The sequence below is a fragment of the Terrabacter lapilli genome, from assembly GCF_039531305.1.
Classification (GTDB): Bacteria; Actinomycetota; Actinomycetes; order Actinomycetales; family Dermatophilaceae; genus Terrabacter; species Terrabacter lapilli.
Genome location: NZ_BAAAPU010000012.1, coordinates 102,198 through 123,260, shown reverse-complemented (window position 1 = coordinate 123,260; position 21,063 = coordinate 102,198). Strand labels below are relative to the sequence as shown.

Below are 21,063 nucleotides of genomic sequence, written 5' to 3'. Positions count from 1 at the left end.
CCAGAATGGGAACTCTCGTCCAGACGCTCGCGAGCTCACCGAGCACGCTGAGCACGTATGCCGCGGGCCTCGCCGCGCACGAAGGTGAGGCGCACGCCGCGACCGGGGTGACGGCATACGCGTGGCTGCTCGTCGCCCTGCCGCTGCTCGGCGCCGCCGTCCTGCTGCTCGGCGGCCGCCGCACCGACAAGTTCGGCCCGCTGCTCGCGACGGCCCTGTCCTGGGGCGCCTTCGTGGTCGGCGCGATCGTCTTCGTGGCGATGCTCGGGCGCAGCTCCGAGGCGCGCCCGGTCAACGTGGACCTCTACCAGTGGATCACCGACGGCTCGTTCAAGCTGAGTGCCGGCCTTCTCGTCGACCAGCTCTCGATCGTCTTCGTGCTGCTCATCACCTTCGTCGGCTCGCTCATCCACGTCTACTCCATCGGCTACATGGAGCACGACCCCGACAAGCGGCGCTTCTTCGCCTACCTCAACCTCTTCGTCGCGGCGATGCTGCTGCTGGTCCTCGCCAACTCCTACCTGCTGCTCTACGTCGGCTGGGAGGGCGTCGGCCTCGCGAGCTACCTGCTCATCGGCTTCTGGAACTACAACCCGGCCTACGCGACGGCGGCCAACAAGGCCTTCATCGCCAACCGTGTCGGTGACTTCGGACTGTCCATCGCCATCATCCTGATGTTCTTCCACTTCGGCGCCGTCGACTTCCAGACGGTGCTCGGTGCGGCCGGCAGCAACGCCAACCAGGGCTTCATGACGGCCATGGGCCTGATGCTGCTGCTCGGCGCCTGCGGCAAGTCCGCGCAGTTCCCGCTGCAGAGCTGGCTCGGTGACGCCATGGCCGGCCCGACGCCGGTCTCGGCGCTGATCCACGCGGCGACCATGGTCACCGCGGGCGTCTACCTCGTCGTGCGCTCCGCGCCGATCTACCAGGCCGCCCCCGACGCGCAGCTCGTCGTCGTCATCGTCGGCGCCATCACGCTGCTCTTCGGTGCGATCGTCGGCTGCGCCAAGGACGACATCAAGAAGGCCCTCGCGGCCTCCACGATGAGCCAGATCGGCTACATGATGCTCGCCGCCGGGCTCGGCCCGGTCGGCTACGCGTTCGCGATCTTCCACCTGCTGACGCACGGCTTCTTCAAGGCCGGCATGTTCCTCGGCGCCGGCTCGGTCATGCACGGCATGAACGACCAGGTCGACATGCGCCGCTTCGGCGGCCTGTCCGGCGCCATGAAGATCACGTGGGTGACCTTCGGCCTCGGCTGGCTCGCGATCCTCGGTGTGCCGCCCTTCTCCGGCTACTGGTCCAAGGACAAGATCATCGAGGCCGCGTTCATCGGCGACGGCTGGCGCCCGTGGGTCTTCGGCCTGGCCGCCCTCATCGGCGCCGGCATCACGGCGTTCTACATGTCGCGCCTGTTCTTCATGACCTTCCACGGCAAGAAGCGCTGGACCGACGACGTCCACCCGCACGAGTCGGGCCTGCTGATGACCGTGCCGATGATGGTCCTCGCGGTCGGCTCTGGCCTCCTCGGCCTGGTGCTCGGCTTCAACAACAGCATCGTCACGTGGCTCGAGCCCGTCACGGGAGCCGAGCCGGACAATGCCGAGCCGGTGCTGTCCGCCCCGATCCTCGTCGTGGTGACCCTCCTGCTCGTCGCCGCCGGCATCGCCCTGGCCTGGATGCGCTACTGGCGCGACGACGTGCCCGAGCGTGCTCCCGCCGGTCGCCTCGCCACCCGGGCCGCCCGCCAGGACCTCTACCAGGACCAGGTCAACGAGGCCCTCCTCATGCGACCCGGCCTCCACCTCACGCGCTCCCTCGTCTTCGCGGACAGCAAGGGCATCGACGGCGCGGCCGGTGGCCTCGCCGCCCTCGTCGGCGGGACCAGCTCGCGCCTGCGCAGGCTGCAGAACGGCTTCGCGCGCTCCTATGCCCTGACGATGCTCGCGGGCGTCGTCGCCATCCTCGGTGCACTCTGGGTGATCTCCTGATGACGACTGTGTCGACCACCATGTCCGCCACCCCGTGGCTGACGATCCTCATGCTCGTGCCGCTCGTCGGTGCGCTCATCGTGGCCTTCGTCCCGGGCAGCGTCGAGAACGCCAAGCGGATCGCGCTCGGCGTCTCGGTCCTGACCCTCGTGATCGGCATCGCCGCCGCCGCGACCTACGACCGCTCCTCGAGCGCGCAGTTCCAGCTCGGTGAGCAGCACCCGTGGATCCCGCAGTTCGGGGTCAGCTACGCCCTCGGTGTCGACGGCATCGCGCTCGTGCTCATCCTCATGGCGCTCGTCCTCACACCGGTCTGCCTGCTTGCGGCGTGGCACGACGTGCCCGTCGAGGCCGGCCCGCGCGGCACCCAGCGGGTCAAGACCTACTTCGCGCTCCTGCTCGTGCTCGAGACGTTCATGGTCGGGGTGTTCGCCGCCACCGACGTGTTCCTCTTCTACGTCTTCTTCGAGGCCATGCTGATCCCGGTCTACTTCCTGATCGGGCGCTTCGGCGGCCCGCGCAGGCAGTACGCCGCGATGAAGTTCCTGCTCTTCTCGCTGGCGGGCGGGCTCATCATGCTCGTCGCCGTCATCGCCCTCTACTTCCAGGGCCCCGGCGGCACCGAGGGCTTCCTCATCCAGCGCCTCACCGGCCTGTCGATGGACCCGACCACCGAGCGGCTGCTCTTCGTCGGCTTCTTCCTCGCCTTCGCGGTCAAGGCCCCGATGGTGCCGTTCCACACCTGGCTGCCCGACGCCGCCACCGAGTCCACGCCCGCCACGGCCACGCTGCTCGTCGGCGTGCTCGACAAGGTCGGCACCTTCGGGATGATCCGGTTCTGCCTGCAGCTCTTCCCGAACGCCAGCCACTGGGCGACGCCCGTCGTGGTGGCCCTCGCGGTGCTCTCCGTCATCTACGGCGCGCTGCTGGCGATCGGCCAGACCGACATGATGCGCCTGGTCTCCTACACCTCGGTCAGCCACTTCGGCTTCATCGTGCTGGGGATCTTCGCCTTCACCAACGTCGGTCAGGGTGGGTCGACCCTCTACATGGTCAACCACGGCTTCTCCACGGCGGCGCTGTTCCTCTTCGCGGCCATGCTGATCCGTCGCCGGGGGAGCAAGCGCATCCCCGACTTCGGTGGCTGGCAGCGCATCACGCCGGCCCTCGCGGGCATCTTCCTCGTCGCCGGTCTCTCGGCGCTGTCGCTGCCCGGCCTGTCGAGCTTCGTCTCGGAGTTCCTCGTGCTGGTCGGCAGCTGGTCCACGCAGCCGGTGGGCACCGTCATCGCGACGGCGGGCATCATCCTGGCGGCGCTCTACGTCCTGCTGATGTACAAGCGGGTCGCGACCGGGCCTCGGCCCGAGGGTCTCGTCAGCGCCCGTGAGCACGCCCGACTCGACGAGCCGGGCCGCCACGGCCTCACCCCCGTGCGTGACCTCACATCGCGCGAGAAGCTCGTCGCCGCCCCGCTCATCGCCGCGTTCCTGGTCCTCGGCTTCGTGCCGAACCTCGCCCTCAACGTGATCAACCCGGCCGTCGACAGGACCCTGTCGTACGTCCAGCACGCGATTCCCAACCTCAACACCACGGGCACCGTGGCCGAAGGGAGCTCGAAGTGACCGCCGTCGCTCCGCCGGCGCTGCCCGCACTTCCCGCAGCGTTCCAGCAGTCGAACGTCGAGTACCTCGCGGTCCTGCCGCTGCTCATCGTGTTCGGCGCCGCCCTGGTGGGCGTCCTCGTCGAGGCCTTCGCGCCCCGCGAGCGCCGCCACGTCATCCAGGTGACCCTTGCTGTCGTCAGCCTGCTCGCGGCTGCGGCCTCGATCATCGTCGCGGCCGACCACCAGGGGCTGACCCTGGGCCTGACGGACGGCACCAACGGCCATCAGCTCTTCGCCCTCGCGATCGACGGGCCGGCGCTGTTCATGCAGGGCACGATCCTGCTGCTCGGAGTCCTCGGTGTCCTGACGATGGCCGAGCGCTTCGGCGGTGTCGGCCCCGACGCGTTCACGCCGAGCGGCGCCTCCACGCCGGGCTCGCCCACGGAGGCTGCGGCGGCCCGTGCCGGCGCGCTGACGTCCGAGGTGTTCCCGCTGACGATGTTCGCGATCTTCGGCATGATGCTCTTCCCGTCGACGAACGACCTCATCGGCATGTTCGTCGCGCTCGAGGTGCTCTCGCTGCCGCTCTACATCCTCTCGGGCCTGGCCCGGCGCCGGCGCCTGCTCTCGCAGGAGGCCTCGCTCAAGTACTTCCTGCTCGGCGCCTTCAGCTCGGCGTTCTTCCTCTTCGGCACGGCGCTGCTCTACGGCTACGCCGGCTCCGTCTACTTCGGTGACCTGTCCAAGGCCATCTCGAGCGGTCCGCTGGCGATGAACGGCCTGTTGCTGCCCGGTGCCTTCCTGGTCTTCGTCGGCCTGCTGTTCAAGGTCGGCGCCGTGCCCTTCCACGCGTGGACGCCCGACGTCTACCAGGGCGCCCCGACGCCGGTCACCGGCTTCATGGCCGCCTGCACGAAGGCCGCGGCGTTCGGCGCGATCCTGCGCCTCGCGTACGTCGGCCTCGACACCGGCCGCTGGGAGTGGACCAACGCGATCGTCCTCGTCGCGCTGCTGACCATGGTCGTCGGCTCGGTGCTCGCGGTCACGCAGACCGACATGAAGCGTCTGCTCGCCTACTCCTCGATCGCGCACGCGGGCTTCATCCTCGTCGGTGTGCTCGCCTTCGACCGCGCGGCCGTCGGCGCGGTGCTCTTCTACCTCGTCGCCTACGGCTTCGCCACGATCGCGGCCTTCGCCATCGTCTCGCTCGTGCGACAGAACGGCGCCGAGGCCACGCACCTGTCCCAGTGGGCCGGCCTCGGCAAGCGCCACCCTGTGGTCGGTGCCGCCTTCGCGTTCCTCATGCTCGCCTTCGCCGGCATCCCGCTGACCTCGGGCTTCGTGTCGAAGTTCGCCGTCTTCTCGGCGGCGGTCGGCACGGGCGGCGCGACGGGCACGGTCATGGCGGTCGTCGGTGTCGTGTGCAGCGCCATCACGGTCTTCGTCTACGCGCGGGTCATCGTCCTGATGTTCTTCAGCGACGCCCCCGACGACGCGGTGGAGGTGGTGACGCCGTCGGTCTCGACGACGTTCTCCATCGCGATCGGCACGCTCGTCACGCTGGCGCTCGGCATCGTGCCGTCGGCGCTGCTCGACCTCGCCGACCGTGCGTCGCAGTTCGTGCGATGACGAGCGGGACGTGCGTGGACGGGCGGCTGCACGGCCGGGGGGACGGTCGACGCGCTCGATGACGACGCACACCACCCCGCCGGTGCTCGGCCTCCCGGGCGCCTCGGCCGACCTGTCCGAGCGCCTGCGCGACGGACTGGAGCGGGTCGACGCGCTGCTGCGGCAGGTCGTCGACCACGACGACCCCTTCATCGCGCGGGCGTCCGGTCACCTGGTCGAGGCGGGCGGCAAGCGGTTCCGGCCGCTGCTGACCCTGCTGGCAGCCGAGCTCGGCGACGGCATCAACGACGACGTCGTCAGCGCTGCCGCGGGGGTCGAGCTGACCCACCTCGCCTCGCTCTACCACGACGACGTCATGGACGAGGCGACCGTGCGTCGCGGCGTCGCCTCGGTCAACGCGGCCTACGACAACTCGACGGCGATCCTCGTCGGCGACCTGCTCTTCGGCAAGGCGTCCGAGCTCGTGGCCGGGCTCGGAGCCGAGGCGGTGCTCATCCAGGCCCAGACCTTCGTGCGGCTGTGCTCGGGCCAGATCCGCGACGACCGCGGGTGCCCGGAGGGCGTCGACCCGGTCGACTACTACCTCCAGGTGCTGGCCGACAAGACGGGCGTGCTCATCGCCACGGCGGGGCGCTACGGCGTGATGTTCAGCGGCGGCTCGCCCGAGACGGTCGAGATCCTGCGCGCCTACGGCGAGAGGGTGGGCATCGCCTTCCAGCTCGCCGACGACCTCATCGACATCGCGTCGGATGCCGACGACAGCGGCAAGCTGCCCGGCACCGACCTGCGCGAGGGGGTCGACACGCTCGCCGTGCTCCGCTTCCGCGCCATGGCCGACTCCACGAAGCCTGCGGACGCGCGGCTGCTCGAGCTGCTCGACGGCGACCTCACCGACGACGACGCCCTCGCCGAGGCGCTGCGCCTGCTGCGCGCCCACCCGGCACTCGAGCGGGCGCGCGAGGAGACGTATGCCGTCGCCCGCGAGGCGCAGGCACTGCTCGACCCGCTGCCCGACAGTGACGCGAAGGCCGCGCTGCAGGCCCTAGCGACGAGCGTCGTCGACCGCGTCGGCTGAGCACCCAGTCGAGGGCCGAGCCCCGCAGGTAGGGGGAGCGAGCACTCGACCGGGGTCTCGTGGCCGAGTGCCCAGCTGCCCGCCCCACCGAACCCGGGTCGGGTGTGGTGACGGTCGGTAGGGTGCGGACATGTCCCGCCGACTGTCGCAGCCCGTCGCGGCGCGCCTCTCGGCGGCCACAGCCGGCCTGTCGGCGCCGCTCGCGGTGGTCGACCTGGACGCCTTCGACGCGAACGCCGACACCCTCGTCTCGCTCGCCGGCGGGCTGCCGATCCGGGTCGCCACCAAGTCGCTGCGCAGCCGTCCCCTCATCGAGCGGGCACTCGCCCACGACGGCTTCGCGGGACTCATGTGCTACGCCGTCCGTGAGGCGCTCTGGTGGGCCGGCGCGGGCCGCACGGACGTGCTCGTCGCCTACCCGAGCGTCGACGTCCCGGCGCTGGCACGGCTCGCGACCGACCGGTCCCTGACGCCGTCCGTCACCGTCATGGTCGACAGCGTCGAGCTCGTGGACTTCATCGCCCGCGAGGTACCGGGCCACCGGGGTATGCGTGTGGCCGTCGACGTCGACGCCTCCCTGCGGCTCGGGCCGGCGCACCTCGGGGTCCGCCGCTCACCGACCCGCACCCCGGCCGACGTCGAGACCGTCATCCGGCGCGCGCAGGAGCACGGTCTGGTGGTCACCGGGCTGATGTTCTACGACGCGCAGATCGCCGGCCTGCCCGACTCCTCACCGGTCGTCCGCCGGATGAAGCGGGCCTCCGACGCCGAGCTGCGCAGCCGACGGGCCGAGGTCGTCGCCGCCGCCAGGGCGCTGGCCGACCTCGATCTCGTCAACGGCGGCGGCACGGGCAGCCTGCACGTCACCCACCACGACCCCTCGCTCACCGAGCTCGCCGCCGGGTCGGGCCTCTTCGCCCCCACCCTCTTCGACGGCTACGACGACCTCTCGCTGCGCCCGGCCGCCTACTTCGCCGCCCCGGTCGTCCGGCGTCCCGGCGACGGGTTCGTGACGGCATACGGCGGCGGCTACGTCGCGTCAGGCCCTCCCGGCTGGTCGCGGGTCCCCAGCCCGCTGCCGGAGCAGCAGCTCGCGCTGCTGCGGCAGGAGGCGGCGGGGGAGGTGCAGACGCCGCTGAAGGGTCCCGGCGCCGACCGGCTCTCACTGGGGGATCGGATATGGTTCCGGCACGCCAAGGCGGGGGAGCTGGCCGAGCGGTTCGCGGAGTTCGTGCTCGTCAGCAGCGACGGAGGCGACCGGGTCGTCGGACGGGCCGCGACCTATCGTGGGGAAGGGCAGTGTTTTGGCTGACAGCGTCAGCGGCACCACCAGCAGCATCGTGCGGGGCGTCGAGTGGTCCAACTGGGCCGGGACCGAGAGCTCGAGGCTGGCCCGCGTGGCCACTCCCCGGAGCGAGGTCGAGGTCGTCGACGAGATCCGGCGAGCGGCCCGGAAGGGCTTGCGCGTCAAGGCGATCGGCGCCGGCCACTCGTTCACCGGCGCGGCGGTCACCGACGGGCTGCAGCTGAGGCTCGGCGCCCTGACCGGGGTGACCTCGATCGACTCCACCCGCGGGGAGGCGACGGTCCGTGCGGGCACGCCCCTGCACGTCCTCAGCGAGGAGCTGGCCGCCTTCGGTCACGCGCTGCCCAACCTCGGCGACATCGACCGGCAGAGCCTCGCCGGCGCGACCGCGACGGGGACGCACGGCACCGGCCTGCGCCTTCCCGGCCTGTCGGCAGGCGTCCGGGCGCTGCGCATCGTCCTTGCCGACGGCTCGGTCGTCGACTGCTCCCGGACGCGTGAGCCGGACCTGTTCCAGGCGGCGCGCCTGGGGCTCGGCGCCCTCGGGGTCGTCACCGAGATCACCCTCGGCGTCGTGCCGGCCTTCCTGCTCCACGCCTCCGAACGGCCCGAGCGCCTGTCGGAGGTGCTCGCGCACGCCGCTGCGTCGGCCGAGGCGAACGACCATTTCGAGTTCTACTGGTTCCCGCACACCGACCGGGCCCTGACCAAGCGCACCAACCGCGTCCCCGAGGGCACGCCCAGGCGCCCGCTGCGCGCCTGGCGCGAGCGACTCGACGACGACCTGCTGAGCAACCGCGTGTTCGAGCTGACCAACCGCGTCGCGACGCGGGTGCCCCGCTCGACGAGGGGCATCAACGCCGTCGCGGCGCGGGCCCTCAGCAGCCGCCAGTACACCGACAGCTCACACCGGGTCTTCGTGACGGCGCGCGAGGTGCGGTTCGTCGAGTCCGAGTGGGCGTTCCCCCGGGCGGCGCTCGGAGACGTCCTGCAGGAGCTGCGCGAGTGGATCGACACCCACGACGAGCGGATCTCCTTCCCGGTGGAGTGCCGGGTCGCGGCGGCCGACGACGTGTGGCTCTCGACGGCATACGAGCAGGAGAGCTGCTATGTCGCGGTCCACCGCTACCACCGGCAGCCGCGCGGCGCGTACTTCGACGCGTTCGAGGCCATCGCGGTCAACCACCGCGGCCGCCCGCACTGGGGCAAGCTGCACACCCGCGACGCCGACTACCTCCGCAGCGTGTATCCGCGCTTCGACGACTTCGTCGCGGTGCGCGACCGCGTCGACCCCGAGCGCCGTTTCGCCAACCCCTACCTCGACCGGGTCCTGGGCGCCTAGACCCGAGCCGTATGCCGTGTGCCCGGGGCGCGTCTCTCAGGCCCGGGCCGAGCGCTGGCGCTCCCAGGCCAGCCGCAGGGCGCCTCGGACCGCCTCGGCGTCACCCTCGAGGTCGGCCTGCACCTTGGCGTGCGCCTCCCAGCGCGGCGGGACCCCGAACGTCTCCGGATGCGCGGACACGAGCCGCTCGCGGTCGGTCCCGCCGAGGCGCACGAGCAGCGTCCCGGGCGCGTCCGCCCGGGCCACGAGCAGGCCGTCGACGTACCACGCCGGCCGGCCGCCGGCGCGTCGGGCGCGGACGCCGTCGAGCGTGAGCAGGTACGCCTCGACCTCCTCGAGCGTCATCGCCGAGCACCGAGTCGGGAGCGCGCCGCCACGGCGGTCGTCCGCGCCGAGGCTCAGCGGGCGCCGTCGGGGCGCGTCATCGACAGGACGTCGAGGGCCTCGTCGAGCTGCTGCTCGGTCAGCCTGCCGCTCGCGACGTGCCCCTGGTCGAGAACGACCTCGCGGATCGTGCGGCGCTCCCTGACGGCCTGCTTGACCACCGCTGCCGCGGCCTCGTAGCCGATGAAGCGGTTGAGCGGGGTGGCGATCGAGGGGGAGCCCTCGGCCAGGGCCCGGGCGTGCTCGACCTCGGCCGTGATCCCGTCGATGCACCGGTCGGCGAGCAGCCGGCTCGTCGCGGTCAGCAGGCCGATCGACTCGAGGACGTTCTTGGCGAGCACCGGCAGCATCACGTTCAGCTCGAAGTTGCCCGCGGCGCCGGCGGTGGTGATGACGACGTCGTTGCCGATGACCTGGGCGCACGCCATGAGGGTCGCCTCGGGCACAACGGGGTTGACCTTGCCCGGCATGATGCTCGAGCCGGGCTGCAGGTCGGGCAGGTGGATCTCGCCGAGGCCCGTGCGCGGGCCGGAGCTCATCCAGCGCAGGTCGTTGCAGATCTTGGTGAGGCTGACGGCGACCACCTTGAGCGCCCCGGACAGCTCGACGACGGCGTCCTGCGCCGACTGGGCCTCGAAGTGGTCTGCAGCCTCGCGGAAGGTGATCCCGGTCTCCCGGGACACGCGCTCGATGACGGCGCTCGCGAAGCCCGGGGCGGCGTTGAGGCCGGTGCCCGCCGCCGTGCCGCCGAGGGGCAGCTCACTCGTCGCCTCCGCGGCCCGTCGCACCCGGCCAGCGCCCAGCTCGACCTGCCGCCGGTAGCCACCGAACTCCTGACCGAGCGTCACGGGCACCGCGTCCATGAGGTGGGTGCGCCCGGCCTTGACGACGTCGGCGAACTCGGCCTCCTTGCGCCCCAGCGCGGCGGCGAGGTGCTCGAGTGCGGGCACGAGCTCGAGCACGGCAGCGGTGGTGGCGGCGATGCGCAGCGCGCTGGGGAAGGTGTCGTTGCTCGACTGGCCGGCGTTGACGTGGTCGTTGGGGTGCACGTCGAGCCCGGTCTCGAGGTGGGCGAGCCGCGCCACCACCTCGTTGACGTTCATGTTCGTCGACGTGCCCGACCCGGTCTGGAAGACGTCGATCGGGAACTGGTCGTCGTGCCGCCCCTGCGCGACCTGCGCGGCAGCGGCCGCGATGGCCCGCGCGCGGTCCGCGTCGAGCACCCCGAGGTCGGCGTTGACCTCGGCCGCGGCCGCCTTGAGGCGCGCCAGCGCGTGCACCACCCCGGCCGGGACGGGCCGGCCGCTGATCGGGAAGTTCTCGACCGCCCGCGCGGTCTGCGCCCCCCACAGGGCGTCGGCAGGGACCTGCACCTCGCCCATGGAGTCGTGCTCGGTCCGGAACGTCTGCTTCGCGGCGTCGGTCATGTCCCCATCATCCCCACTGAGGGCGTCGTTTCACCCGAAAGCCCGTCGTATGCCGTTGCGCGAGCGCACGCTTGGAGGGCGCGGCGCCGACGCGACCCGTACCCATGCAGCACCAAAGGAGATGCCCATGGCTCATCGCCCCGTTCTCACCGCGGCCCTTGTCTCCGTCGCGACTGCCCTCGCCGGAGCCGCGGTCGCGGTGGCCACCCCGACCGACACTCGCGTGTCGTTGGGGAGCCCGTCCACCCCGTTCTCGCAGAACAAGCAGAACGAGCCGGCCGTGGCCATCGACGCGGCCCATCCCAACGTCGTCGTGGCCGGCGCGAACGACGAGATCGACATGGAGTCGTGCGCCGCCGGCGCGCCGAACGACTGTCCCTTCACTCCCGGCGTCGGGGTCTCGGGCGTCTACTTCTCGTTCGACGGCGGCACCGGCTGGAAGCAGCCGACCTACACCGGACTGACCGCGCGCGACTGCGCGGCAGGGCAACCGTGCACGGCACACGTCGGCCCGATCGGCACCCTTCCCGGCTACTACGAGCGGGGCCTGGTCTCCGACGGTGACCCGGCGGTCGCCTTCGGGCCACGGCGCGGCGCCAACGGGGCGTTCTCCTGGGCCAACGGCTCGCGTCTCTACTACGCCAACCTCACCTCGAACGTCGGGACGACCAAGCGCTCCGAGACCTTCAAGGGCTTCGAGGCCATCGCGGTCTCGCGCACCGACGACGTCGCGGGGGCTGCGGCCAACGACGCGAGCGCCTGGATGAGCCCGGTCCTGATCTCCAAGCAGTCCTCCACGACGTTCTCCGACAAGGAGCAGATCTGGGCCGACAACGCCTCGAGCAGCCGCTTCTTCGGGAACGTCTACGTCTGCTGGGCCTCCTTCCGGGGCAACAGCACGACCGGCCAGGCGATCGCGACGCCGCTGATCGTGGCGCGGTCCGTGGACGGCGGGTCCACGTGGACGAGCAAGCAGGTCGGCCCTGCGACGAGCAACGCCAACAACGCCCAGCCGGACGGTTGCACGGTCCGCACCGACAGCCAGGGCAACGTGTACGTCTTCGGCATCGGCGCCCGCAACGGCGTCAGCTACCAGATGATGTACAAGTCGGCGGACGGCGGCGTCCACTTCGCCGGCCCGCTGCTGATCACCTCGGTGAAGCAGCCCGGCGTCCCCGACCCGGTCCTCGGCCGTCCGGTGATGGACGGGATCGCGGGCGCTCGCGTCGACCTGGCGGCCGCGCCGAGCGTCGACATCGCCAACGGTGCACCGACCGGGGCCGGCGCGACGAACGAGATCGTCATGACCTGGTCCGACGGTCGGAACGGCCTCGACAACGAGCAGCTCCTGCTGACGCGCTCCGTGAACGGTGGAGCCTCCTGGGCGAGCCCGACCGCCGTCCCGCTGCAGGCGGGCGACCGGCCGGTCTACACTGCGCCGGCGCTGTCGCCCGACGGCACGGACCTCTACGTCACGGTGAACGCCTTCACGACGCCGTACCGCAACGACACGACGTCACCGCGCAACCTCGTCGGTGAGGTGCTCCACGCGAACGTGGCAGCAGGGGTGCCCACCGGCTGGACGACCCTGCACCGCGGCGCCGACGGCGACCCGCGCGGCACGTCGCAGAACGGCCTCACGGCGGAGTTCCTGGGCGACTACGTCTACGCGGCGGCGACCAACACCGGAGCCGTGGGCGTGTGGAACGACGCGAGGAACGCCGCCGACTGCCCGGCGATCGACGCGTACCGCGCGTCGCTCTACACGAGCAGCCCGATGGCGGCCCCCGACGTGCTGGGGTCCTGCCCGGCCACCTTCGGCAACAGCGACATCTACGGGAGCCACGTGTCGGACCCGACACCGTGACCCCCGGAGCCGACGGGTGACCGGCTGACCGGCCCGACCGCAGCGCGGCCGGGCCGGTCAGGCGTCCCGGGCCGGGGCCGGCTCCGCGACGCCGGTCCCGGGGCAGCCCTCGGAGCCGGCGCACGACCACCCGGCAGGGGCCGTGGGCCGGGTGCCGGCCCGAGCCGCCGACGTGACGTCCCGCTCGGGAGAGAGCTGGGGAAGGACGGCCCCGTCGGGCGTTCCGCCCGCCTCGAGCGCCGCCTCGCGGCCCGCTACGGCGGCCGGTTCGCGTGCGGGGTTGCGGATGAGCAGCCAGGAGACCAGCCCACCGAGGGCGAGGAGGCCGGCGCAGAGCAGCATCGCCATTCGGTACCCCTCCGAGAAGGCCTGCGGCACGGCATACGCGGCGCCGGTGAGCCCGACGACCGCCGGGAGGGCGGCGACGGCGAGCAGGCTGCCCGCGCGGGCCACGGCGTTGTTGACACCGCTCGCCACGCCGGCGTAGCGGTCGGGGGCGGCGGCGAGCACGGTCGCCGTCAGCGGCGCGACGAGCAGCGTCAACCCCAGCCCGAAGACGGTGACGCCGGGGAGCACGCCGGTCCAGTAGCTCGAGCCCGCGCCGACGCCGGCGAGCAGGAGGGTGCCGACACCGCACACGACCGGACCCACGGTCATCGGCAGCCGCGGGCCGATGCGCGAGGCGAGCTCGCCGCCGCGGGCGGCGAGCAGCAGCATCAAGACGGTGATCGGCAGGGTCGCCAGCCCCGCCTGCAGGGGGCCGTAGCCGAGGACCGTCTGCAGCTGCAGGGTGAGGAAGAAGAACACGGCGCCGAGCGCGGCGTAGACGAGCAGCGTCATGGCGTTCGCGGCGCTGAACTGGCGGGAGCGGAAGAGCGCCGGCGGCACCATCGGGTGGGAGCTGCGGTGCTCGACGACGACGAAGGCGACGCCGAGGGAGACCCCGAGGCCGCCGACGAGCAGCGACCCCGACAGGCCCAGGCTCTCGTGCTGGATGAGCGCAAGGGTCACCGTCCCGAGGGACAGGGTGGCGAGGACGGCGCCGGCGACGTCGAAGCGGTGGTCGGCCATCGGGTCGCGGGTCTCGGGGACGTGCCGCAGCGCGACCCAGACCGTGGCGGCGCCGAGCGGGACGTTGACGAGGAAGGCCCACCGCCAGCTGGCGTACTGCACGAGCCAGCCCCCGACGAACGGCCCCACCGCCGAGGCGACGCCGCCGAGACCCGACCACGCGCCGATCGCCCTGCCCCGGTCGGCATGGCGGAAGGAGCCCTGGATCATCGCCAGGCTCCCCGGCGTCAGCAGGGCGCCGCCGACCCCCTGGAGGACCCGGGCGACGACGAGCTGGCCGGGGGACTGCGCCAGGCCGCACGCGGCGGAGGCGACCGTGAACCAGGCGACGCCGACGACGAAGATCCTGCGCCTGCCGTAGCGGTCACCGAGCGAGCCGCCCAGCAGGATGAGCGAGGCGAGCGCGAGCAGGTAGCCGTTGGTGATCCACTGCAGGTCCGCGAGGCTGGCCGACAGCTCGTCGCCGATGCGCACGAGCGCCACGTTGACGACCGTGCCGTCGAGCAGCGCCATGCCGGAGCCGAGCACCGCAGCCGCGATGACGAAGCGGCCGGTCCGGGACGCGAGGGCGACGTCGCTCATCCCGGCAGTCTGTCACCCGGGACGACGCGCGCCCATGGGGCTGTCCAGCGTAGAGGGCTCAGCGCGGGCAGTCGTCGACGGGCAGCGCGTCGCGGCGGGCGGCCCGCGCGCCGCGCATCGACACGAGCGAGTCGACGGTCAGCACGAGCAGGGCGACCCACACGATGCCGAAGCCGATCCAGCGCTCGGCCGGCATGTGCTCGTGGAGCAGCAGCACCGCACAGAGCAGCTGCATGACGGGGGTGACGAACTGGATGAGCCCGACCGTGACCAGCGGGATGCGCCGGGCGGCAGCCGCGAAGCACAGCAGCGGCAGGGCCGTCACCACGCCCGAGAGCACGAGGAGGGAGGTGTGCCAGGCGCCGTGGTGCCCGAACTGCAGGTCGCTCTGGCTGCCGACGACGAGGAGGAGCACGACGGCGACCGGGGCGAGCACGACGGTCTCGACGGTGAGGCCGTGGACGGCGTCCAGGCTGACGCCGACCTTCTTCTTCGTCAGGCCGTAGAGCGCGAACGACACCGCCAGGGTGAGCGCCACCCACGGCACCCGTCCGCCGCTGACGCCGAGGTAGACACCGGCCGCGACACCGATGCCGACGGCCACCCACTGGAGGACGCGCAGGCGCTCGCGCAGGACGACGACACCGAGCGCCACCGTGACGAGCGGGTTGAGGAAGTAGCCGAGCGCGGCCTCGGAGGTGTTGCCGGAGGTCACGGCCGCGACGTAGACGACCCAGTTGACGGCGATGAGAATGGCCGCGACCGCCGTCCCGGCGAGCAGCTTGGGTCGCCTCAGCAGCGGGCGGACCCAGGCGAAGTCGCGCACGACGAGGAGCACGACGACGCAGAAGAGCAGCGTCCACAGGATGCGGTTGGCCAGGATCTCCCACGGCCCGGCGGGCCTGAGCGCGTCGAAGTAGAGCGGGAAGAGCCCCCAGATGCCGTATGCCGCGAAGCCGAGGAGGGTGCCCCGACCCACCTCTCCCGTAGGCGCGGTCGAGGGAGTGGTGACCGGCGCGACGGTCTGCCGGGAGCTCACGCCCCGACGGTCCAGGTGTCCCGGCCGGCCAGCAGCGCGTCGATGTCGGCGTCGGTGACCTCACCGGTGCGGGCCGAGGCGATCTGCTCGCGCAGCGAGTCGTCGTAGGTGGGTCGCTGCACGTTGCGGAAGACGCCCATCGGGACGTGGCCGAGGTCGGGGCTGTCGAGCCGCGAGAGGGCGAACGCTGCCGACGGGTCCGCGGCGGCGACGTCGTGCCGGACGATCCGGGCCGGGTCGGCCTCGGTGCGGGGGACCACGGCGAGCGAGCCGCGGTCGTCACGGACCACGACGTTGTCGCCGGCGGCGACCTCCTCGCCGTCGCTGAGGTGCAGGATGCGCGCGGCCGCCTCGGTGCGGTCCTTGAGGACGTCGAAGACGCCGTCGTTGAAGATCGGGCAGTTCTGGTAGATCTCGACGAGCGCCGACCCGCGGTGCTCGGCGGCTGCACGCAGCACCGACGTGAGGTGCTGCCGGTCCGAGTCCATCGTCCGCGCGACGAAGCTCGCCTCGGCCCCCAGCGCCAGCGACACCGGGTTGAACGGCCGGTCGAGCGAGCCGAGCGGGCTCGACTTGGTCACCTGGCCGACGTGCGAGGTGGGGGAGTACTGCCCCTTGGTCAGGCCGTAGATCTCGTTGTTGAACAGCAGGATCTTGAGGTTGACGTTGCGGCGCAGCGCGTGGATGAGGTGGTTGCCGCCGATCGACAGGGCGTCGCCGTCGCCGGTGACGACCCACACCGACAGGTCCTCGCGGGTCGCGGCGAGGCCGGTCGCGATGGCCGGGGCGCGGCCGTGGATCGAGTGCATGCCGTAGGTGTCGAGGTAGTACGGGAAGCGCGAGCTGCACCCGATGCCCGAGACGAAGACGATGTTCTCGCGCTTGAGCCCGAGCTCGGGAAGGAAGCCCTGCACCGCCGCGAGGATCGCGTAGTCGCCGCAGCCGGGGCACCAGCGCACCTCCTGGTCGGAGGTGAAGTCCCTCTTCGTCAGCGCGGTGCCGTCGCCGAGGCGGGGGACGCCCGCGGTGCCGGTGGCACCCGGCGCGGCGGACGGCATACCGAGGTCGACGGGCAGGTCGATGCTCACTTGGCGGCCTCCTTCAGGGGCGCGTCGGTCAGGGAGGTCGCGGCGGTCGCGATGACGTCGGCGAGCTCGCCCGCCTGGAAGGGCAGGCCGCGCACCGACGTGTGCGACTCGACGTCGACGAGGTACTTGGCGCGCAGCAGCATCGCGAGCTGGCCGAGGTTCATCTCGGGCAGGATGACGCGCGAGTAGGCGCGCAGCACCTCGCCGGTGTTGGCGGGGAAGGGGTTGAGGTGGCGCAGGTGCGCCTGGGCCACGCGGGCGCCGGTGGCCCGCGCCAGGCGTACGGCCGCGGCGATGGGACCGAAGGTCGAGCCCCAGCCCAGCACGAGCACGTCGGCGTCGCCCGTGGGGTCGTCGACGGTGAGCGGCTCGATCGTGTCGGCGATCCCGTCGATCTTCGCCTGGCGCAGCCGCGTCATGTGGTCGTGGTTGTCGGGGTCGTAGGAGATGTTGCCCGTGACGTCGGCCTTCTCGATGCCGCCGACGCGGTGCTCGAGGCCGGGCGTGCCCGGGATAGCCCACGGGCGCGCGAGCGTCTCGGGGTCGCGCAGGTAGGGGTGGAAGGTCGGCTGCCCCTTGTCGTCCACGGCGTTGGGCTCGGTCGCGAACTCGACGGTGAGGTCGGGCAGCTCGGCCGTGCGCGGCAGCCGCCACGGCTCCGAGCCGTTGGCGAGGTAGCCGTCGGACAGGACGATGACGGGGGTGCGGTAGGTCGTCGCGATGCGCACGGCCTCGACGGCGATGTCGAAGCAGTCGGCCGGGGTCGCCGGCGCCACGACGGCCACCGGCGACTCGCCGTTGCGGCCGAAGAGGGCCTGCAGGAGGTCGGCCTGCTCGGTCTTGGTCGGCAGGCCGGTCGACGGGCCGCCGCGCTGGATGTCGCACACGACGAGCGGCAGCTCGAGCGAGACGGCCAGGCCGATGGTCTCGGCCTTGAGCGCCAGCCCGGGGCCAGAGGTCGTCGTGACGCCGAGGGCGCCACCGAAGGAGGCGCCGAGCGCGGCACCGACGCCGGCGATCTCGTCCTCGGCCTGCATCGTCGCGACCCCGTAGCGCTTGAGCCCGGCCAGCGTGTGGAGGATGTCGGAGGCCGGGGTGATGGGATAGCTGCCGAGGAAGAGCGGCAGGTGCGCCCGGTGCGCCGCGGCCACGAGGCCGAGCGACAGCGCGACGTTCCCCGTGACGTTGCGGTAGGTGCCGGCGGCCATCGCCGCCGGAGCGACCTCGTAGGAGACGGCGAAGTCCTCGGTGGTCTCGCCGTAGTTGTAGCCGGCGCGCAGGGCGGTGAGGTTGGCCTCGAGGATCTGCGGCTTGTCGGCGAACTTCGACTTGAGGAACGCCTCGGTGCCGTCCATCGGACGCGTGTAGAGCCAGGAGAGCAGGCCGAGCGCGAACATGTTCTTCGCGCGCTCCTTCTCCTTGCGGGTCAGGTCGGTGAACTGGGCCAGGGCCTCGACCGCGATGGAGGTCAGGGCCACCGGGTGCACATCGTAGCTCTCGAGGGAGCCGTCCTCGAGGGGGTTGGTCAGGTAGCCGACCTTGGCGAGGCTGCGCTTGGTGAACTCGTCGGTGTTGACGATGACGGTCGCGCCGCGGGGCAGGTCACGCAGGTTGGCCTTCAGGGCGGCCGGGTTCATGGCGACGAGCACGTCGGGGGCGTCGCCGGGGGTCAGGACGTTGTGGTCGGCGAAGTGCAGCTGGAAGCTCGAGACGCCGGGCAGCGTGCCCTGGGGTGCCCGGATCTCGGCAGGGAAGTTCGGCAGCGTCGACAGGTCGTTGCCCAGCAGGGCGGTCTGCGACGTGAACCGGTCGCCGGTGAGCTGCATGCCGTCGCCGGAGTCCCCGGCGAACCGGATGACCACGCGGTCGAGCTTCTGGACCAGTTTGGTGCTCATGCTCAGCGACGTCCTCGAACTTCTCTGCGAAGTGCCCGTAGCCCGGTGCGGCGAGCACCTTTACATCGTAGTTCGAGTGCTATTGACATTTACGCCGGTTGCCAGGTCGTGGACAGGCGGCACGGGCGCCCGCGCCACCGTGGCGGCGACCCGCACAGCGGCCGCGCGTCTGGATAGGCTGGCGGACATGTCCGGGTACCTAGCCGTCGCAGCCGTGCTGGGAGCGGGCGTCCTGCTCGTCACGGCGGCGATGCTGGCGCGGCGCCTGCTGGCGCCCCGCGCCCCGCACCCGGCCAAGCTGACGACCTACGAGTCGGGTGTCGACCCGGTCGGGGAGGGCTGGGCCCAGACGAAGGTGCGCTACTTCGTCTTCTCCTTCCTCTACGTCATCTTCGCCGTCGACGCCGTCTACCTCTTCCCGTGGGCCAGCGTCATCCGCGACGTCGACCTCGGCCGCGCGAGCCTCGTCGAGATGGGCCTGTTCCTCGGCGTCCTGGTGCTCGGGCTCGGACACGCGGCCCGCCGCGGCCTGCTGAGGTGGGTGTGATGGCGAGCGAGCCCACCCACCAGCCGGTCAGCCTGCCGATGCCCACGGTCGGGCCGGCGTCGATGGGCGTCCTCGGCGGCCACGCGCCCAAGCCGATCAAGGTCGTGCTCAACTGGGGGCGGCGCTACTCCCTCTGGGTCTTCAACTTCGGGCTCGCCTGCTGCGCCATCGAGTTCATCGCCGCGTCGATGGGCCGGCACGACTTCATCCGCCTGGGCGTGATCCCCTTCGCGCCGGGTCCCCGGCAGGCCGACCTCATGGTCGTCTCGGGCACCGTCACCGACAAGATGGCGCCGGCGATCCGCCGCCTCTACGACCAGATGCCCGAGCCGAAGTACGTCATCTCCTTCGGCGCCTGCTCCAACTCCGGCGGCCCCTACTGGGACTCCTACTCCGTCACCAAGGGCGTCGACCAGGTCGTGCCCGTCGACGTCTACGTGCCCGGCTGCCCGCCGCGCCCCGAGGCCCTGCTGCACGGCATCATCCGCCTGCAGGAGCAGATCGCGAGCGAGCGCCTCTCGACCGCCAAGCTCAAGGGGAGGTATGCCGGCAACCGCGTCGCCAGCGCCGGCGACGTCCGACGCCCCCTCCTGCGCCGACCCGCAGCCTCCGCAGCGCCCGCAGCGCCCGCCGCGCCTGCCCGGTCGGCGGCTCCGACGGAGGCCGGCCGGTGAAGGTCACCGACGTGCGCGACGTGCCCTTCGGGGAGTGGGTCGCGACGGTGGACGCGCTCCGCGAGGAGGGCTACGCGTACTTCGACTGGCTGACCGCCGTCGACCAGACGGACGCCCCCGGCGAGGAACCCGGCAGCGAGGCCGGCTTCGACATCGTGTGCCACCTGCTCGACACGCGCGAGCCCCGGGCGCTGCGCTCTGTCCTGGTGCGCACCCGGGCGCCCGAGGGACGGGCGGTCCCGTCGCTGACCGGCGTCTTCCGCGGCGCGGCGTGGCACGAGCGCGAGACGCACGAGATGTTCGGCATCGGGTTCGACGGCTTCGACGACGGCAGCGGCCTCGGCCTGCGCCCGCTCCTGCTGCCCGACGGGTTCGAGGGCACGCCGCTGCGCAAGTCGTTCGTCCTCGCCGCCCGGGCCTCCAAGCCGTGGCCCGGCGCCAAGGAGCCGGGCGAGGGCCACGACTCCGCGCGCGCACCGGGTCGCCGCCGCGTCCAGGCACCTGGCGTGCCCGGCCCGGAGTGGGGTCCGCGGTGACCCTGCACCTGGCGCCCTGGCTCGAGGTGGTGCTGCGCGCCGCCGCGGTGCTGGCCGCCTTCCTCGTGCTGCCGCTGCTCGTCGGGCAGACCGAGCACAAGGTCATGGCGCACATGCAGGGCCGTCTCGGGCCGATGTATGCCGGCGGCTTCCACGGCTGGGCGCAGCTCGTCGCCGACGGGGTGAAGTTCGTCCAGAAGGAAGACGTCACTCCCGCCCGGGCCGACCGGTGGGCGTTCCGGCTCGCCCCGTTCGTCGCGCTGATCCCCTACCTCGTGGCGCTCGCCGTCATCCCGCTCTCGCCGCGGGTCGTCGGGGCCGACGTCGACGCGAGCGTCGTGCTCGTGCTCGCCGTCATCGGCGTCGGCATCATCGGCACGCTGATGGCCGGGTGGGCCTCGGCCAACAAGTACTCCCTGCTCGGGGCGATGCGCGCGGCCGCCCAGCTCGTCTCCTACGAGCTGCCGATGGTCCTCGCCGTCGCCTCGGTCGCGCTCGCCGCCGGCACCCTCTCGCTCGTCGGCATCGCCACCGCCTGGAACCCGTGGTGGCTGCTGTGGCAGGCGCCGGGCGCGGTCGTCTTCCTCGTCGCGGCCCTCGCCGAGCTGCAGCGGCCGCCCTTCGACATGCCGCTCGCCGACTCCGAGATCGTCTTCGGCGCCTTCACCGAGTACACCGGGCTGCGCTTCGCGTTCTTCCTGCTCGCCGAGTACGCCGGCATCGTCGTCATGTCGCTGCTCTTCGCCGTGCTCTACCTCGGCGGCTGGGCCGGGCCCCTCGAGTCGTGGCTCGGCTGGGTCTGGACGCTGCTCAAGGGCTTCCTCGTCGCCGTCGTCGTGATCTGGCTGCGCGTGTCGTGGCCCCGCATGCGCGAGGACCAGCTCCAGCGCCTGGCCTGGGTGTGGCTGGTGCCGCTCGCGCTGCTGCAGCTGGCCATCACGGCCGTCGGGGTGGTGCTCACCTCATGACAACCCCCCACCCCACACCGTCGAGAGGCCACGTTCGGC

General features: G+C 72.0%; 17 protein-coding genes. 11 read left to right on the top strand and 6 right to left on the bottom strand.

From position 1 onward, the window contains the following. Positions 1-5: 5 nt before the first annotated feature. The 6 genes from nuoL (at position 6) to ABD241_RS20440 (ending at position 8,946) form a co-directional block, all read left to right on the top strand. On the top strand, positions 6-1,991 hold the full coding sequence (gene nuoL / locus ABD241_RS20465) for an NADH-quinone oxidoreductase subunit L (RefSeq protein WP_344067318.1): 1,986 nt from the start codon (positions 6-8) through the stop codon (positions 1,989-1,991). A 20-nt stretch (positions 1,992-2,011) separates the two neighbouring features. Then, the gene (locus tag ABD241_RS20460) at positions 2,012-3,613 is read left to right on the top strand and encodes an NADH-quinone oxidoreductase subunit M (RefSeq protein WP_344067384.1); all 1,602 of its coding nucleotides are present in this window, start codon (positions 2,012-2,014) and stop codon (positions 3,611-3,613) included. Further along, on the top strand, positions 3,610-5,223 hold the full coding sequence (gene nuoN, locus ABD241_RS20455; protein WP_344067316.1) for an NADH-quinone oxidoreductase subunit NuoN: 1,614 nt from the start codon (positions 3,610-3,612) through the stop codon (positions 5,221-5,223). Before ABD241_RS20460 ends, nuoN begins: the two co-directional genes overlap by 4 nt. Positions 5,224-5,281: 58 nt before the next feature. Continuing rightward, on the top strand, positions 5,282-6,298 hold the full coding sequence (locus ABD241_RS20450) for a polyprenyl synthetase family protein (RefSeq protein ID WP_344067314.1): 1,017 nt from the start codon (positions 5,282-5,284) through the stop codon (positions 6,296-6,298). A gap of 130 nt (positions 6,299-6,428) precedes the next feature. Next, complete coding sequence (locus ABD241_RS20445) at positions 6,429-7,610, top strand: alanine racemase (RefSeq protein ID WP_344067312.1); 1,182 nt, start codon at positions 6,429-6,431, stop codon at positions 7,608-7,610. Then, positions 7,603-8,946: a D-arabinono-1,4-lactone oxidase gene (locus ABD241_RS20440; protein ID WP_344067310.1), complete on the top strand. Its 1,344-nt coding sequence runs from the start codon at positions 7,603-7,605 to the stop codon at positions 8,944-8,946. The genes ABD241_RS20445 and ABD241_RS20440 overlap by 8 nt, the downstream gene beginning before the upstream one ends. 36 nt (positions 8,947-8,982) lie before the next feature. On the opposite strand, the gene ABD241_RS20435 is transcribed toward ABD241_RS20440, so the two are convergent. Further along, the gene (locus ABD241_RS20435; protein WP_344067308.1) at positions 8,983-9,291 is read right to left on the bottom strand and encodes a hypothetical protein; all 309 of its coding nucleotides are present in this window, start codon (positions 9,289-9,291) and stop codon (positions 8,983-8,985) included. Positions 9,292-9,344: 53 nt separating this feature from the next. Continuing rightward, entirely contained in the window at positions 9,345-10,757 is a 1,413-nt protein-coding gene (locus ABD241_RS20430; protein WP_344067306.1) for a class II fumarate hydratase, read from the bottom strand. 127 nt (positions 10,758-10,884) lie between these two features. Here ABD241_RS20430 and ABD241_RS20425 point away from each other — a divergent pair, with 127 nt between their 5' ends. Beyond that, complete coding sequence (locus ABD241_RS20425; RefSeq protein ID WP_344067304.1) at positions 10,885-12,624, top strand: sialidase family protein; 1,740 nt, start codon at positions 10,885-10,887, stop codon at positions 12,622-12,624. Positions 12,625-12,681: 57 nt separating this feature from the next. On the opposite strand, the gene ABD241_RS20420 is transcribed toward ABD241_RS20425, so the two are convergent. The 4 genes from ABD241_RS20420 to ABD241_RS20405 are packed head-to-tail and all read right to left on the bottom strand — an operon-like array spanning position 12,682 to position 18,299. Then, on the bottom strand, positions 12,682-14,277 hold the full coding sequence (locus tag ABD241_RS20420; RefSeq protein ID WP_344067302.1) for an MFS transporter: 1,596 nt from the start codon (positions 14,275-14,277) through the stop codon (positions 12,682-12,684). A gap of 58 nt (positions 14,278-14,335) precedes the next feature. Then, complete coding sequence (gene rarD / locus ABD241_RS20415) at positions 14,336-15,316, bottom strand: EamA family transporter RarD (RefSeq protein WP_344067300.1); 981 nt, start codon at positions 15,314-15,316, stop codon at positions 14,336-14,338. Beyond that, positions 15,313-16,392 (bottom strand): 2-oxoacid:ferredoxin oxidoreductase subunit beta, encoded by a 1,080-nt coding sequence (locus tag ABD241_RS20410; RefSeq protein WP_344067382.1) that lies wholly within the window; start codon positions 16,390-16,392, stop codon positions 15,313-15,315. Before ABD241_RS20410 ends, rarD begins: the two co-directional genes overlap by 4 nt. A gap of 8 nt (positions 16,393-16,400) precedes the next feature. After that, complete coding sequence (locus ABD241_RS20405) at positions 16,401-18,299, bottom strand: 2-oxoacid:acceptor oxidoreductase subunit alpha (protein WP_344067298.1); 1,899 nt, start codon at positions 18,297-18,299, stop codon at positions 16,401-16,403. A gap of 187 nt (positions 18,300-18,486) precedes the next feature. On the opposite strand from ABD241_RS20405, the gene ABD241_RS20400 reads away from it, so the two are divergent. Genes ABD241_RS20400 through nuoH form a run of 4 tightly spaced genes read left to right on the top strand, consistent with a single transcriptional unit; the run spans position 18,487 to position 21,024 of the window. Further along, the gene (locus ABD241_RS20400; RefSeq protein ID WP_142182625.1) at positions 18,487-18,846 is read left to right on the top strand and encodes an NADH-quinone oxidoreductase subunit A; all 360 of its coding nucleotides are present in this window, start codon (positions 18,487-18,489) and stop codon (positions 18,844-18,846) included. Continuing rightward, positions 18,846-19,520, top strand: a complete 675-nt coding sequence (locus ABD241_RS20395) for an NADH-quinone oxidoreductase subunit B (RefSeq protein ID WP_425580854.1) — start codon at positions 18,846-18,848, stop codon at positions 19,518-19,520. Before ABD241_RS20400 ends, ABD241_RS20395 begins: the two co-directional genes overlap by 1 nt. Beyond that, the gene (locus ABD241_RS20390) at positions 19,517-20,056 is read left to right on the top strand and encodes an NADH-quinone oxidoreductase subunit C (RefSeq protein ID WP_344067296.1); all 540 of its coding nucleotides are present in this window, start codon (positions 19,517-19,519) and stop codon (positions 20,054-20,056) included. The genes ABD241_RS20395 and ABD241_RS20390 overlap by 4 nt, the downstream gene beginning before the upstream one ends. Beyond that, on the top strand, positions 20,053-21,024 hold the full coding sequence (nuoH, locus tag ABD241_RS20385) for an NADH-quinone oxidoreductase subunit NuoH (protein ID WP_344067294.1): 972 nt from the start codon (positions 20,053-20,055) through the stop codon (positions 21,022-21,024). Before ABD241_RS20390 ends, nuoH begins: the two co-directional genes overlap by 4 nt. The last annotated feature ends 39 nt before the right edge of the window (positions 21,025-21,063 follow it).

Excerpts from the sequence above, each read along its gene's own strand:
- nuoL (WP_344067318.1), top strand. The coding sequence starts at position 6 with ATGGGAACTCTCGTCCAGACGCTCGCGAGCTCACCGAGCACGCTGAGC.
- ABD241_RS20460 (WP_344067384.1), top strand. The coding sequence starts at position 2,012 with ATGTCCGCCACCCCGTGGCTGACGATCCTCATGCTCGTGCCGCTCGTC.
- ABD241_RS20450 (WP_344067314.1), top strand. The coding sequence starts at position 5,282 with ATGACGACGCACACCACCCCGCCGGTGCTCGGCCTCCCGGGCGCCTCG.
- ABD241_RS20445 (WP_344067312.1), top strand. The coding sequence starts at position 6,429 with ATGTCCCGCCGACTGTCGCAGCCCGTCGCGGCGCGCCTCTCGGCGGCC.
- ABD241_RS20435 (WP_344067308.1), bottom strand. The coding sequence starts at position 9,291 with ATGACGCTCGAGGAGGTCGAGGCGTACCTGCTCACGCTCGACGGCGTC.
- ABD241_RS20430 (WP_344067306.1), bottom strand. The coding sequence starts at position 10,757 with ATGACCGACGCCGCGAAGCAGACGTTCCGGACCGAGCACGACTCCATG.
- ABD241_RS20425 (WP_344067304.1), top strand. The coding sequence starts at position 10,885 with ATGGCTCATCGCCCCGTTCTCACCGCGGCCCTTGTCTCCGTCGCGACT.
- ABD241_RS20420 (WP_344067302.1), bottom strand. The coding sequence starts at position 14,277 with ATGAGCGACGTCGCCCTCGCGTCCCGGACCGGCCGCTTCGTCATCGCG.
- ABD241_RS20405 (WP_344067298.1), bottom strand. The coding sequence starts at position 18,299 with ATGAGCACCAAACTGGTCCAGAAGCTCGACCGCGTGGTCATCCGGTTC.
- ABD241_RS20400 (WP_142182625.1), top strand. The coding sequence starts at position 18,487 with ATGTCCGGGTACCTAGCCGTCGCAGCCGTGCTGGGAGCGGGCGTCCTG.
- ABD241_RS20395 (WP_425580854.1), top strand. The coding sequence starts at position 18,846 with ATGGCGAGCGAGCCCACCCACCAGCCGGTCAGCCTGCCGATGCCCACG.